Origin of the sequence: Streptococcus porcinus (genome assembly GCF_900475415.1) — a bacterium.
GTDB classification, from domain to species: Bacteria; Bacillota; Bacilli; order Lactobacillales; family Streptococcaceae; genus Streptococcus; species Streptococcus porcinus.
On the sequence record NZ_LS483388.1, the window covers coordinates 1,846,587 to 1,861,433 of the forward strand.

15 protein-coding genes and 1 pseudogene are annotated in these 14,847 nt (G+C 36.0%); 3 read left to right on the forward strand and 13 right to left on the reverse strand.

The annotated features are described in order from the left end of the window. The first annotated feature begins 49 nt into the window (after positions 1-49). Together DQM45_RS09210 and DQM45_RS09215 are read left to right on the forward strand one after the other, a co-directional pair. Positions 50-1,345 (forward strand): ATP-binding protein, encoded by a 1,296-nt coding sequence (locus DQM45_RS09210; protein ID WP_003083384.1) that lies wholly within the window; start codon positions 50-52, stop codon positions 1,343-1,345. Then, positions 1,346-2,194, forward strand: a complete 849-nt coding sequence (locus DQM45_RS09215; RefSeq protein ID WP_003085044.1) for a DNA-binding domain-containing protein — start codon at positions 1,346-1,348, stop codon at positions 2,192-2,194. Between the two features lie 106 nt (positions 2,195-2,300). Here DQM45_RS09215 and rsmA read toward each other — a convergent pair whose 3' ends face one another. From rsmA to DQM45_RS09230, 3 genes are all read right to left on the reverse strand, one after another. Next, on the reverse strand, positions 2,301-3,173 hold the full coding sequence (gene rsmA / locus DQM45_RS09220) for a 16S rRNA (adenine(1518)-N(6)/adenine(1519)-N(6))-dimethyltransferase RsmA (protein WP_003082595.1): 873 nt from the start codon (positions 3,171-3,173) through the stop codon (positions 2,301-2,303). A gap of 156 nt (positions 3,174-3,329) precedes the next feature. Then, complete coding sequence (rnmV, locus tag DQM45_RS09225; protein ID WP_039984695.1) at positions 3,330-3,920, reverse strand: ribonuclease M5; 591 nt, start codon at positions 3,918-3,920, stop codon at positions 3,330-3,332. Beyond that, positions 3,889-4,665, reverse strand: a complete 777-nt coding sequence (locus DQM45_RS09230) for a TatD family hydrolase (protein WP_003084687.1) — start codon at positions 4,663-4,665, stop codon at positions 3,889-3,891. Before DQM45_RS09230 ends, rnmV begins: the two co-directional genes overlap by 32 nt. Positions 4,666-4,891: 226 nt before the next feature. Between DQM45_RS09230 and DQM45_RS09235 the strand changes: the two genes are divergently transcribed. Beyond that, complete coding sequence (locus DQM45_RS09235; protein WP_003083184.1) at positions 4,892-5,704, forward strand: MurR/RpiR family transcriptional regulator; 813 nt, start codon at positions 4,892-4,894, stop codon at positions 5,702-5,704. A gap of 42 nt (positions 5,705-5,746) precedes the next feature. Here DQM45_RS09235 and DQM45_RS09240 read toward each other — a convergent pair whose 3' ends face one another. The 10 genes and pseudogenes from DQM45_RS09240 to rnpA form a co-directional block, all read right to left on the reverse strand. Next, positions 5,747-6,634: an ROK family protein gene (locus DQM45_RS09240; protein ID WP_003086114.1), complete on the reverse strand. Its 888-nt coding sequence runs from the start codon at positions 6,632-6,634 to the stop codon at positions 5,747-5,749. 6 nt (positions 6,635-6,640) lie between these two features. Then, positions 6,641-7,573, reverse strand: a complete 933-nt coding sequence (locus DQM45_RS09245; RefSeq protein ID WP_003082654.1) for a dihydrodipicolinate synthase family protein — start codon at positions 7,571-7,573, stop codon at positions 6,641-6,643. A gap of 185 nt (positions 7,574-7,758) precedes the next feature. Continuing rightward, the gene (locus tag DQM45_RS09250) at positions 7,759-9,117 is read right to left on the reverse strand and encodes an ABC transporter substrate-binding protein (RefSeq protein ID WP_003083827.1); all 1,359 of its coding nucleotides are present in this window, start codon (positions 9,115-9,117) and stop codon (positions 7,759-7,761) included. 54 nt (positions 9,118-9,171) lie between these two features. Continuing rightward, positions 9,172-10,005 carry a carbohydrate ABC transporter permease gene (locus tag DQM45_RS09255; protein WP_003085943.1) on the reverse strand — a complete coding sequence of 278 codons (834 nt, stop codon included), beginning with the start codon at positions 10,003-10,005 and terminating at the stop codon, positions 9,172-9,174. Positions 10,006-10,019: 14 nt separating this feature from the next. Next, entirely contained in the window at positions 10,020-10,895 is an 876-nt protein-coding gene (locus DQM45_RS09260) for a carbohydrate ABC transporter permease (protein ID WP_003084949.1), read from the reverse strand. 18 nt (positions 10,896-10,913) lie between these two features. After that, positions 10,914-11,617, reverse strand: a pseudogene (locus DQM45_RS09265) (N-acetylmannosamine-6-phosphate 2-epimerase). A 201-nt stretch (positions 11,618-11,818) separates the two neighbouring features. After that, entirely contained in the window at positions 11,819-11,953 is a 135-nt protein-coding gene (gene rpmH / locus DQM45_RS09270; RefSeq protein WP_000831903.1) for a 50S ribosomal protein L34, read from the reverse strand. A 255-nt stretch (positions 11,954-12,208) separates the two neighbouring features. Further along, complete coding sequence (gene jag, locus DQM45_RS09275) at positions 12,209-13,186, reverse strand: RNA-binding cell elongation regulator Jag/EloR (protein WP_003085439.1); 978 nt, start codon at positions 13,184-13,186, stop codon at positions 12,209-12,211. Positions 13,187-13,202: 16 nt separating this feature from the next. Next, positions 13,203-14,015, reverse strand: a complete 813-nt coding sequence (locus DQM45_RS09280) for a YidC/Oxa1 family membrane protein insertase (RefSeq protein ID WP_003084326.1) — start codon at positions 14,013-14,015, stop codon at positions 13,203-13,205. Continuing rightward, positions 13,999-14,358 (reverse strand): ribonuclease P protein component, encoded by a 360-nt coding sequence (rnpA, locus tag DQM45_RS09285; protein ID WP_003083570.1) that lies wholly within the window; start codon positions 14,356-14,358, stop codon positions 13,999-14,001. Before rnpA ends, DQM45_RS09280 begins: the two co-directional genes overlap by 17 nt. Between the last annotated feature and the right edge of the window lie 489 nt (positions 14,359-14,847).

Sequence of the window (14,847 nt, forward strand, 5' to 3'; positions counted from 1 at the left end):
TCTTCAACAATATTCAAAAATCTTCAAATAGAAATTTTTAGGAATTGATATGCTTGATATTTTAACCGAAAATCATCTCGAAAGACGACAACGGATTGTTATTGCCGCTATCACTATCGCATTAGCTGCACAGATACATATTTCTACAATTACTGATGGTTTTATCTTAACTTTGTCTCTGTTCATCTTGCCAGTTTTTTTATATTTTAATGATGATGTGAACCCTTTCCATATTTGTTTAGGAATTGCAGCAGTTTCTCCAATCTTTAGAGGGCTTATTCTAGCCTTAGTAGGAAAATCAGCATCTCTGAAAATCTTAGAATTTGTTTTTACCGATGTCGTATTTTACTTGTGTTACGGATTCTGTTTTTATTTTCTATATTGGAACCGTTCCTATCGAAATAAAGGAACGTTTTTTCTAGCCATCATTATCTGTGACTACCTTTCGAATATCTTAGAAATTAGTTTATTGCTCAATTTTAAAAACTATACTGTCAGCATTTTTCAGATACTTTTTCTAACCGCCTTAGTAAGAGCTTTAGTTAGCTGCGCACTGGCTTACACTTATAGTTATCTAACCCTCTTACTTCTTAAGGATTACCACGAACAACGTTACTATTATTTTATTTGGTCTACTTCTGCTGTTAAAAGTGAAGTTTACTTTATGCAGAAAAATATTCTTGAGATTGAAAACATCATGAAAAATGCTTATCTTCTCGACAAAGAGTTAGCTAAACATCATTTACCGCAAGAATACCAACATTTATCTTTAGACATCGCAAGAGATGTGCACGAAATTAAAAAGGATTACCAAAATGTTATAAAAGGACTTGGTACTTACTTTAGTGTAGAAAACGAATCAAGCATGACCGTAAAAGATATTTTTAGAATTGCTCTGTCATATATCCGTAGCCTAATTCAAGCACATCAGCAAGATATCATTATTACCGAGCATATTCAAAGCAAGACGACCATTACCAACTATTATTTTCTCCTTACAATCGTCTCCAATATTGTGCTGAATGCTGTGGAAGCTATTGGGGAGCAAAAAAATGGTACTATTATTGTTTCAACACAAGAAAACGACCAAAACCTTAGCATTACCATCAGTGATAACGGCCCTGGTATTTCTGATAAGATGAAAAAGTTTATTTTTCAATCTGGTTTTTCAACAAAATTTGATGCAAATGGGGATATTTACCGTGGAATAGGTTTATCAAATGTTAAAGTTATTGTTGAAGAACAATTTAAAGGAAACATAACCTGTTCTGATAACCAACCTAAAGGTGCTATTTTTACTATTAATTTAAGCATGAAGCAATTAGTAAATGGAGTGAGTGAATGAATGAAATTCTATATTATAGATGACGATCCCTCTGTGACAATGGTGCTTCAGGAAATCATTGAGGACGATTTTAACCACATCGTTTGTAAGACAACAAATGATTCAACTGAAGCCTATCATGATTTATTAGTTTCCGATATTGATATTGTCTTAGTTGACTTATTAATGCCAAAGTTAGATGGTGTGACACTGGTTGAAAAAATCCACCACAGTCGCCCAAAACTCAAATTTATTATGATTTCTCAGGTTAAAGATGAAGGTCTTCGACAAGATGCTTATCAAGCAGGAATTGAATTTTTCATCAATAAACCCATTAACATTGTTGAAGTACGATCGGTTGTCAATAAGGTCAAAGAAAGTATTCAAATGGAAGCTAAATTAAAGCTAATTCAAGAACTTTTAGGTCCTACCCTAGCACAACAGACTCAAGATAGCATACAAGAAAAGCAATTAGAGAAAATCCGATCCATATTATCCTATCTAGGCATTACCGCTGAAGCTGGTTATACCGATATAATGACAATTTGTAAGCTGATGTTAGATCATAATATCCCCTTTGAAAAGGTTAATTTTGAGCATTATTTATCAATAGACGCTCATTGTCAAAAAATTATGCTACAAAGAGTACGACGAGCTGTCAAAAAAGCTATGATTAATATTGCCCATCTTTGCTTAGATGATTTTGAAAATGAAATTACTCTTCAATACGCTAATGCATTATTTGGCTATCAAAATATCCATCTTGAAATTCAAGTTATCCAAGAAGAGAGCTTTCAAGGTGGAAAAATTGTTTTGCGAAAATTTTTTGATGAATTAATCGTTCAAAGTCATAATGCACTTTTCATGTAGATGATTGTGCAAAAAAATAAGCTAGGAAGCAAGTCCAGCTATCACTCTTATTTATTTTGAGATTCTTAAACTAAAGTCCCTATTCAAATGAATAGGGACTTTAGTTCTAAATACCAACTGACTTCAAAGCATCAGCTAATTTTCCAAATTCTGCGATAGTTAGAGCTTCACCACGAATATTGGCTTTAATACCTGCTAATTCTAAGGCATTCTCTAACTTCTTTTTAGTCTCTTCAGACTTACCAAAATGACTGGTCAAGTTATTCCATAAGGTCTTACGGCGATGGACAAAACCAACTTTAGCTACTCGGAAGAAGAAATCTTCATCTTGAACTTTAATTAAAGGTTCTACACGACGTTCCATTTTCAAGATGGCAGAATCAACATTTGGAGCCGGTACAAATACTGTTCTCGGCACAATGAAAGCTACTTTAGCCACCATATAATATTGAACTGCAATTGACAAACTTCCATAGGCTTTAGTATTAGGCTCGGCTGAGATACGATCAGCGACTTCTCTTTGCATCATAACCACAAACTCTTGGAAAGGAATTTTACTTTCAATCAAATGCATTAAGATTGGTGTTGTAATGTAATATGGTAAATTAGCCACCACCTTTATAGGTAATTCTGGATTTTCAAAACCTTGAATCTGTGTTTGCAAATCAGCTTTTAAGATATCCTGGTTGATAACTTGGACATTGTCAAAATCTCTGAGGGTGTCTGCTAAGATCGGGACGAGACGATCATCAATTTCGAAAGCCATAACTTCAGCTGCATTCTCTGCTAAAAATTCTGTCAGAGCACCAATACCTGGTCCAATTTCAATAACATTGACATTTTTATCAATTCTTGCCGTATCAACAATCTTTTGTAAGATATTGGTATCCGTCAAAAAGTTTTGTCCGAAAGATTTCTTAAAAGTAAAACCATGACGCTCAAGGATAGCTCTCGTAACACTGTAATCTGCAATTCTCATGTATTCTTTTTTCCCACTTCTTCTTTTCTCTATTGTAACATATTCCTTATCACATTCTATAATAGCAAGACAAGTACATTAACAAAAGTAGTGTCTTTGTATAATTAGGAAAACTGACTAAGAAAAACCATCGGACTTTCTTGTAATTGTTGATGGTTAGCTTTTATAGTAAGCCATAGCTTCTTCGAGGTCTGCTAAGCTGATGCCAAAAAGCTCTAATCTTTTCAAAAGTTGTTTGCCATTGCAGTAGCCTATTCGGAGTTGGTCCCCCAAATATTCTCGTTTTTGCCGACTTTCTTTACCCAATGTGAGGCCTAAACGTACCAAGTCCCCACTTGTAACATCAAACTGATTGTCATCATCATAGGCCTGAGTTACTTTCCTTAGTGCTTTTTGCAGAGCCTCAAAAGAAGCATGTTCAATTCCTAATGACCGCCCTTTAGATTTAGATGCTGGTATAGCTTCGTTACGTTTTAAGAAAGCATGTCGAACCGTTGGCACAGCTTGCATAATAATCTTACGGATGCGTTCCCCATTATAATCTGGGTCTGTAAAAACAATCACACCACGCAAGTTATTTAAACGTTCAATCCTCTCCAAGTCTTCCTCATTAATAGCAGAGCCTTGCGTCTCATAGGTATCGACATCATAAAAGCGCTTCAAATTGGCTGTATCATCCTTGCCTTCAACCACAATGACCTCTTGAATTTTAATTTTATCTGTCAATTCTAAAAATCCTTTTCGCATTTTCTGTCGTAGCAGTGGCCACTTCCTCCACTGAAAGTTCTCGCAATTCTGCTATTTTATTGACCACAAACCGAGTATAAGCTGTGTGATTTTCCCGACCACGCTTCGGAACAGGTGCCAAGTAAGGCGCATCAGTCTCCACCAAGATTTTGTCTAAAGGTAATTGCTGTGCTGCTTCTTGAATTTCTAGTGCTTTTTTGAAGGTTACCACTCCTGAGAAGGAAATCATCATGCCAAGCTCTATGAATTTATTTGCCATTTCTAATGACCCAGAATAAGAATGCATGATACCTCCGCGAGAACCGACACCTACTTCCTTGAGAACGTGGTAAGTGTCTTCTAAAGCATCTCTTGTATGCACCACAAAAGGTAAATCATAATCTTTTGACAACTGAACTTGTCGTTTAAAAACCTTGATTTGAATCTCTTTAGGATCTTCCATCCAGTGATAATCTAAACCAATCTCACCTAAGGCTATGACTTTAGGATCTCTTAAATGCGAAATAATCATCTCTTCTATATCCTGAGTGTAGGAACCAGCTTCAGTCGGATGCCAGCCAATGGTTGCATAAACTTCTGGATATTTCTGAGCCAATGTTAAAGCACCTTCAATGGTTTCTTGATCAAAACCAACCACATTATGGTAAGTTACTCCCTGTTCTTTAGCCAAAGCTAATTCTTCATCTTCCCTACCTGAAAAGTTATCACTGTTCAAATGAGTATGAGTATCAAAAATCTCAAGCATTCTTTGCCATTCCTTTCACACAACATTGTTTGACTATTATAACATAAGTCTAAAGGTTTCACATGACTGACTTTACCTACAATAGTTTCCAGTTGACTTATTGACTCTCTCTAATAGACTACAAGAATGCGTTAGTAAATGATAAGGTGGGTGCCATCGTCTTGCGGTATCAGTCACACGTTCTTTATGGTATACTGATTTGGTAAGGTTTACAGGAGGATATAGGATGCGCAGAGACCACCGCTTAATCACCCAAATTGAAGATGCTTTAGACCAAATGACAGACCTAGAAAAAAAGATTGCTTACTTTTTTATTGAAACAGAGTTAGATGACCAAAATCTAAAGGCAGCTAATATTATAAAGCAATTGCATATCTCCCAGTCAGCTTTGACCCGTTTTGCTAAAAAGTGTGGCTTTGCTGGTTATCGGGCTTTTTCCTTTGAATACAGCAAAAGCTTACAAGAATCCAAAGTCAATTTTCAGCCTTTTCACTTGGAATTAACCAAGAGAGTTCTATTTGATTACGATGCCTTGATTAATAAAACTTACGACTTAGTGGATGAAGCTAAACTCCAAGATCTAGCTACTTGTTTTGACAAGTCGGAGCGCATCTACTTCTACGGAAAAGGAAGCTCTGCTCTTGTCGCTCAAGAAATGAAACTGCGTTTTATGCGACTTGGCTTAATTTGTGATGCTTACTCTGATACAGATGGTTTTACTTGGGCTAATAGTGTTGTCAATCAAAACTGCCTTGTCTTTGGCTTTTCTTTGTCGGGTAAAACACAATCTGTTGTTAGGGCCCTAGACAAAGCGAGTCAAAAGGGAGCCAAAACTATTCTACTCACTACCAACAACAATCAAACATTCCCAAAAACGATTGATATTATTCCCGTTGCTTCTAATCATAAACTGAATTACGGTAATCGTATTTCGCCCCAATTTCCTCTCCTCATTATGATGGATATCATATACGCTTATGTATCAGCTATTAATAAAGCTCAGAAAGAGGAAATTTTCAAAAACACCATTATAAAGTAAAAAAGTTCTAAATTCCTATTTAGAACTTTTTTACAAATGAGATTAAACCCTCTGCTTTTGTTTAAAATGGTAATAAGCCCCCATCATTCCTGCATTATTTTCATGACTGGCAAAAGCAATTTTCGTTTTTTGGAAGATACTAGAAACTAAATACTTTTCTAGAGCTTGACTGATTTTAGGGGATAAGTAAGCTTTTTGTCCCATTATACCACCACCTAAAACAACACATTCTGGATTCACAACATAGCATATATTAGCTATCCCTTGACACAAATAGTCTACCAATTGATCAATAGCTGCTATACAATGCCGATTCCCAGCTTTTGCCTCTTCAAAAATTCTTCGTCCATTCCAATCATCAGGCTGGTCACCATGTCTTTTTGCAACATCATTTATTAGTGCCGTCGTTGATGCTAAATCTTGAAACTGACTATTATCAAGACGCATATAACCAACCTCGCAAGCTGAAAAACTGCTCCCATGAAAGACTTGTGAATTCAGCAAAAAGCATCCTCCAATACCTGTCCCGATTGTTAAACAGACAGCAACTTTTGCATTTTTTGCACTACCAGAAATGGCTTCTGCCAGCCCCGCACAATTGACATCATTTTCTACTTCACATGGGATATTGAATTGCTCTTCAATTGACTTTTTAAATGATATCCCTACATAATTAGGAATTTGTGGACCTGAATAAAAAATTTCTCCTTTTTCAGGATTCACCATTCCCGCGGTAGAAATTGCTACACCTGTTAGGGGGACTTGATTGTGATAGTCTTCTACTAGGGATAAGACCTTAGCTAAGATTGTTGGACCTCCTTTTGAAGCTTGCGTTGGAATTTCTTCTTTTCTCAAAAGCTGTCCTTGATCAGTTACTAAACCGTATTTTATTGCTGTTCCACCTATATCAATGGCTAAATAAAATGTCATTTTTACTCACCGACTTTCACAAAATCGTTCTTTAGCTAATCTAATAAGGGCAGCAGCTTCTTGACATATTTTATAATCACTTTCCTCTAGACCCATCAGGGGTGACCGAACAGAGCCTATATCAAGCCCTTCATTAATACGCAAAACTTCTTTTATGATAGCATACATGTGCCCGCGACCCGATACAAGCACCACTATGATGTCATTGATCTGTCCTTGTAACTCATATGCTTTTTCTAATTCTTTTTCTGCTATCAGATGATTCAGTTCCAAGAACAATTCTGGCATAGCTCCATATGTGCCTCCAATACCAGCAGCAGCTCCCATTAATCGCCCTCCTAAAAACTGTTCGTCAGGGCCGTTAAATACAATGTGATTATCACCTCCAAGAGCAGAAAATATCTGAATATCTTGAACTGGCATTGATGAGTTTTTGACCCCAATAACTTGCTTATTTTCTAACATTTTTTGATAAAGACTTGGACTTAGAGCAGTCCCAGCAAGTTGTGGAATATTATAGATGATAAAATCAGTAGCTGGAGCTGCTTTTGAAATTCGGTTCCAATAGTCAGCAACAGCATAATCAGGCAATTTGAAATAGATTGGCGGAATAGCTGCAATAGCATCAACTCCCAAACCCTCAGCATGTTCTGCTAATTCAATGCTATCCTTAGTGTTATTGCAGGCTACATGGTTAATTATCGTTAATTTGCCTTTTGCCACTGACATGACATTCTCGAGAACACATTTTCGGTCCTCTACACTTTGATAAATACATTCTCCTGAAGAACCATTAACATATAAGCCCTTAACACCTTTGTTAACAAAATAAGTTGTTAGTGCTTGAACAGCCTTAGGATCAATTTGGTCTTCCTTATCATAGCAAGCATAAAACGCCGGAATCACTCCTTGATATTTTACTAATTTTTCTGACGGCATCTCCAACTCCTTTTCTGTATTTTCTCACACCTAACTAACACTCCAAAACTAGCCGAAAACTTCTGCCAAAGCTATCAATTTTAATTCCTTTTTCCACGAAAATTTTAGCTTAATCTTAAACTTTCTGAGATCATCATGGAGCCATCAATCAGTACAGTAGCCAAAAACCTTATTTTATTACTTTTTTATTTATCGTTTAGAATTTTTGAGCGTTTTATTCCTTGAGAAATAGCCTTATTGCCTTTCTCTACAAACGTATCAAGCGCTTCTTTTGAGGTTTTTTCACCAGTTAATACAGCCTGAATTTCTGGGAACAAGGCATTTCTAACTTCTACATATCCTGACGTATTATTAGAGAAGTTAATAACATACTGATCATTATTAATATAAGTTTCTAGCATTGGATGGTTTGCTTTTTCTTGCTCAACCAGTGATTTGCGTACAGGCATAAAGTTCATACTTGCTTTGACTAACTCTTTATTTTCAGAATAATATTTAACAAAATCTTTTGCTAATTTTTGTCGTTTATCACCATTTGTATTAAAGACTGCTGATCCTAAAACGTATGTGAATGACTTAGGACCATCTACACTTGGAATATTGGCTAAGCGTGCATCAAACTTATTGACTGTTCCTGCTGACATACTGTCAAGCATCCCTTTATACAATACAGCGTTGGTAAAACTAATTGCTATCTTCTTATTTTGGAACATAGCATTGACATCATTACTTGTTAATGACTCCGCACCAGAGGTAATCATTTTTTTATCATTTAGTTCCTTGATATAATCTAAAGCTTCGACACCCTTTTTATCATTCACGTTGAGTTTCCCTGACTTATCAAAGAAGCTACTTCCATACATTCTTAAATACATCATGGTCCAAGTGTCACCTTGATTATTTTTAGCATAGAAGCCTAACGGTGTGGCATGGGTATCACTTTCTTTCAATTTTTTCAAAATCGTTTGGAAATCATCAAGAGACCAGTTAGCAATCTTATTTTTATCGGCAAGATATTTTTGAAGACCCGCTTTTTCAAACATTTCAGCGTTGTAAGCTAGCATTCCTGGATTTTGAGCAAATGGATAGAAGTAGGTTTTATGGTTAATTGTTACATTATCCCAGACCGATTTAGAAATATCAGCTTTATTTTTATGATCAATAGTAGAATCAAGTGGTGCTAATAATCCTTGATGAGCTAAGTCAGAGATAGCGAAAGTTGATTCGAAAAATATATCAGGCAAAGTTTTCGTCTGTGTCGCCACACTTAATTTACTATCACGTTCTTCACCAGGGATAACTTGAATAGAAATTTTTTTACCGGGATGCTCTTTTTCATACATTTTAGCGGCTGTTTTAAAGAAACTATCATAATCCGCTCCTTTTTCATCCCCTTTATAAGTTCCTTTCCATTGCGGGGTTAACCAAACTTCTATTTCATTTTGGTCTTTTTTCTTTTTATCAGCTTCTTTTGTAGAACAAGCTGTCAAACCAAGTAGAGGGACTAGTGCAACGGTTACTAAGCGTAAAATACTCTTTTTCATACTTTTTTCCTTTCAAAATAGATAGATATCTTAGCAGCAAAGTCAGTAAAAATTTTATTCTTTTAGGGCACCATCAGTAGCTCCCTTTATAAAAAATCGTTGAAACAAAAAGAAAATTACAATCATTGGAAGCGCAGCAATTGCTGCCCCAGCTACCTTTAAGCCAATATTAGGGTTAATGTCTTGTTGGAGACTTGCAACGCCGATAGTTAAAGTTTTCATCTCTTTACTTCTAGCCATTAATAGTTGCCATAAGTAGTCATTCCACGCAGTGACAAAGTTCAATATGAAGAGAGCACCAATCCCCGGCTTAACAATAGGTAACATCAACTTGGTAAAAATAGTCCATTCACTAGCACCATCTAGTTTTGCTGACTCACGAATAGATTCTGGAATTACCTTAAAATAGGAATAGAGCATAAATGTTCCAAAGCCTGTTGCTAAATTCGGAACAACCATGGACTGATAGGTATCTACCCAGTGTAGTTTCTCAATAATATCAAAGAGAGGGACAACGAACGTTTCCTTTGGAATCATGATTGAAGCAATAATAATAATAAAGAAAACTGTCTTCCCTTTAAAGTGAAGTTTAGAAAAACCATAGGCTGCAAGAGCTGAAATATAGACACTTAATAGAGCTGTCATAAAAGAAACAACAAAACTATTGAAAATCCACCTTAACGTTGGCTGGCCTTCAAAAAGTTCAGCTAAATTTCCTAAGTACCACTGTTTAGGCAAAATATCAGGTGGCATCTGATAGATACCCGAGGAGGTTTTAAAAGTATTAGTTAGTAACCAGAACAAAGGCAGTAAAAACAAAATAGCCAATGTAAAGACAATAATGTTAGTAATTAAATCAAATCCCTCCATGCGCTTTAATTTTTTCACACAAACACCTCCCACTAGTTTGTTTTAATAAATGATCGCAATTGAGGAACACTTAGTAATAAAGCAATCAAGAACATTAATACACCAATTGCTGCAGCTACTCCTGTATTATTGTAAACAAAAGCATTCTGATAAAGATAATACATCATTGTAACTGAAGCATTATTTGGACCTCCACCTGTTAACAATTGGATAACAACAAAAATTTTCAGAACTGCAATAATGTTAATAACGACTAAGTATGCTGTCGTTGGTCTAACCAAAGGAATAATAATATGACGAATCCGTTGCCACCTCGTAGCACCATCTAATTGAGCCGCTTCAAAATAGTCTTGAGAAATTCCAATCATGGTGGCCAAGTAGAGGATAATTGCTTGTCCAACATTTCCCACAAAGGTTACAAAAACTATAATTGGCATTACAGTTTTTGTATTCCCCAAAAGGTTAAGATGCCCTACTCCAAAATGTTCAAAGTAAAAACTAATCAAACCATTTGAAGGGTTTAACAAGAAATTCCAAACAATACTCATAACTACCATCGAAACCATAACAGGTAAATAATAGGCACCGCGAATGAAAGAGACGTATTTACTATTTTTGTCATAAACAGTCGTTGCAACAAATAAAGCAAATAGGATTGTCAATATGACAATAGCTACAACAAAGAAAATAGTATTTAAAATCGATTTAACAAAGACCGGATCTTGTAAAAGGTGGCTAAAGTTCTCAAACCCAACAAAATAGGAATCCACCCCATAGACGGAATATAAACTCATCTTAAATCCTTTAATAACAGGATAAAGGATGAATATCAACATTAAAAGCATCTGCGGACCAATAAATAAATAACCAAGGTAATCTTGCTTTGTTTTTATTAGATGTTTCTGCACGAGCAATCCCTTTCTACATTACGATTTCAAGACCTTTATAAACCGCTGAGCAATTTCTTTTGGCCTAGTAATGGCACCCCCAATAACAATGCCAGCCACACCCAACTCGTGAACTTTTTTCAAATCAGCTGGCGTGTGTATCTTCCCTTCAGCTATAACAGGAATTCCTTCTTTACAGAGATCAGCCATCAACTCTAAATCCGGCCCATCTTCTTGTCGACTATAAGAGGTATAGCCAGATAAAGTTGTTCCTACAAAATCAACCCCCGCCTCATAAGCTAGAATCCCCTCTTCGTAGGTACTGATATCAGCCATTAATAACTGATGAGGATATTTCGCTCTAACTTCTTTGATAAACTGCTCAATACTTTTTTGATCAAAGCGTTCACGACGAGTACAATCAAAGGCAATGACAGCAATCCCAAGTGTAGCCAGTTGATCTACCTCACTCATAGTGGCCGTTATAAAGGGTTCTTGAGGAGGATAATCTTTTTTATAATACCAATAATTGGCAAGTCAGTGACCTCTTGGATTTCTTTAATATCCCTAACAGAATTAGCTCTTATCCCAACAGCACCTGCTTCTTGGGCAGCTTTCGCCATCAGAGGCATCACGCCTCCCTCTTCACTATAAAGAGGTTCTCCCGGCAAAGCCTGACAAGAGATGATAATGCCATCTTTAATTTGTCTTAAAAACTCTGTTTTTGTCATATAACCTGGCATCTTTTCTCCTTTTTTTGATTTTTTAGAGAACGTTCACAATCCCTATTATAACAACAATAAAAGCGTTTTCAATAGTTTGGAGCCATTTAGAAAATACTTTCGCAAATTTAACATTTCCGCCTTCTTTTGAAAGTATTTTCAAGATGCAAAAAAACCAAGAGTCTCGAGCACTCTTGGTTTGATTTTATATTGTATTCGCAATTATGCAGATAATACTTTACGCCCTTTACGACGACGGCTAGCTAGCACGCGACGTCCGTTTTTTGTTGACATACGGTGACGGAATCCGTGTTTACGTTGACGACGGATTTTACTTGGTTGATAAGTACGTTTCACAGTGAATACCTCCTCATAGATTTTCGTATTCGTTTAGCCGGCTATTGTGATATCAGTTACTAAACATACCTTAATATTCTATTATATATCCTGTCCCTTGTCAAGGTCTATTTCTTATTTTTGTTTTTGATGACAAGGTTGTGATATAGCTTTTATTGCCTTTTCTACTAACTTCCAGGAAGGCTCTAGCTACCTCTCCTATGATGGTTTAAAAAAACTCTAAGTTTCTCAGATACTTAGAATTTTTTCACTGATTTAATTTTCAATACTAACCACCACATAACGGTTAGGATCATTTCCTTCAGAAAAACTTTCCACACCCTCAATGTTAGCAATTGTTTTATGAACAATTTTGCGCTCGCTATTGCTCATCGGATCCATTGTGTAATTTTCTCGACTTTCAAGTACACGACTAGCTACTTTCTGAGTAAAGTCAATCAAGGTTTCAGTCCGATGCTCAACATAGTCATGAACGTTCAAAGCGACTGAAAAGTTCCTTGAATAGCGGTCATGTAAAAAGTTTTGTGCTAAAAGTTGTAACGATTTTAAAACTTTCCCATGATAGCCAATCACGCGGCCAGCTTCCTGCGTGTCAATTTTTAGATTAATTTGACGTCTCGTGTAGCTCTTTTCAATAGTTGCCTCAATATCCATTTCATAGATAATCTTTGTCACATAGTCAGCAACTTCCTCTGTGGCTTTTTCGATATCCTTACTAGCAGCATTTTCTGAAAAGTCGCTCGTCACAAAAGCTTCAAAAGAAGCATCTGCTTGGTTATGATTTATTTCAACTGCATCTTCGTTTTCTTCCACCAATGAAGTCTCTTTAGCGACAAAAGCGTCTTTAGAGTCTTCCATTTGTTGATCTATCCTAACACTTTGAGCTTGATTTGCCAAATCACTGTCAGCCACTGAGGCTTCTAAAGGAACTGTTTTGTCATCTCCAGTTGGGCTACTTGTCTCTTCTCTAGTCAATTGGTCTGGATTAACAACTGGTGCATTTTGACGGTTAATTTCATCGGGCACCCCACGAACAGCCTTTTTATCAGCTTTATAAACGGTTTTATCGCTAATTCCTTCAACATCAACCTGCGCAAGCTTTTTGCCAATCCCTAAAAATCCCTTTTTCTCCTTAGAGATGACTCGGATATGTGCCTTTAGGCGTGGAATTTGCAAGTCTTTTAAGCCTGCCTCAATTGCTTCTTCAACTGTTTTACCTGTATATAAGGCCATAAAAAAATACTCCCTATTATTTTCTTTGTTTTAATGCTTTTTTACGAGCTCGTCTCTCTCTAAGACGACGTTCTTTCGCTTCTGCTGCTTGACGGTCTCTTTCAGCGATGATTTTAAATGGATTATTCAACAAGAGTAACTGAAAAACTTGAAAAGCATTTGAAATTACCCAATAAAGAACAACTCCACTAGCCAACTTAAATCCCATAAAAAAAATCATCACGGGCATCATATAGGTCATTACTGTCATAACCATATTTTTTTCTTTAGCCGCAAGATTGGTTAGCCAGCTTGATAAAAAGGTGAAAAGTGCTGCTAGGATCGGTAAGATATAGAGATGATCGTGTTGCGCGAGCTCTGCCCATAAAAAAGTGCCTGTTTTAAGAAAAGGAACTCTTGTTAATGCTTGGAAGAGGGCAATCATGATAGGCATCTGTATGACAAGCGGAAACAAACTTGCATACGGGTTAACGCCATTATTCTTATAGAGAGCCTGAGTCTCATCTGCCAATGCCATTCGACTTTCGCTATCTTTCCCTGGATATTTCGCTTGGATTTTTTTGAGTTCAGGCTGTAAATCTTGCATTTTTTGACTTGATTTAATTTGAATATTAAATAAAGGCATAAGCAAAAGGCGAATCAGGATAGTAAAGAGAATAATTCCTACACCAATGGACCTGTTAAAGGACAGCCATTGTACGGATTTTGCAAAAAAATAAACCAACTGATCCCAGCCACTTGTGGAGTGAGCAGAAATATCATTTCTCCCACATGCAACGAGTAAGATTGCCAGAGGAAGCAACCCTGCTATTTTAATTTTCTTTTTCACTTTCAAAACCTTCCTCGAGTAATTTTGCTAGTTTTAAGACATGTTTTAAATTTTGTCTTAAAGCTTGATAATCCAATTCTTCAACACCTCTTCTTGCAATCACAACAAAATCATCTTCTTTAAGATGATCCTTAAATTCCATAAGGATATGTCGAATTTTTCGCTTGATTGCATTTCGGGTTACAGCATTGCCTAGGCGTTTGCTAACCGAAATCCCCACCCTAAAATGGTCTTGTTTTTTTTCTAAAAAATGGATAACGAATTTTCGATTTGCTGTGCTTTTCCCTCCACCAAAGATGGCTTGAAAATCTTTCTCACGCTTGACACGATAGGATTTTTTCAAAATTTAACTCCAATTATCTAAATTAGTATCATTATACCATAAAAAACAAAAAAGCCTCAACTCTATTCATTTCAGGGTTAAAAGAGTACTAGCTACCTTTCCTCTATGTCTCATAGTTAAATATTAGAATCTAGTTCCATAGCCTTGATTAAAATTTATTTAAAAAGAAGGTAAGCCTTTGAGTTAGGTTTACTATGGAAATATTGCATATTTATCCTAAAATATATGAAGACCAAAAGCTGTTTCGCATCTTTAGTTTCCTAACATAGGTGATTAGTTAGTCACAAAACTATCTAATTTTTCACTGAATATGAAAGTCGTTATTTAAAAATGATTACCATAATTGTAAGCTATGAAGAGTGTTTTATCGTCTGATTGTACTGAAATAAGAATGACAAGAAAAGAAAAAGCCTAGAATACTCTAGGCTTCACTGATAAAATCAGTTTCATATCCAAACAAAGACAAATTCTAGTCGTAACCATCAGTAA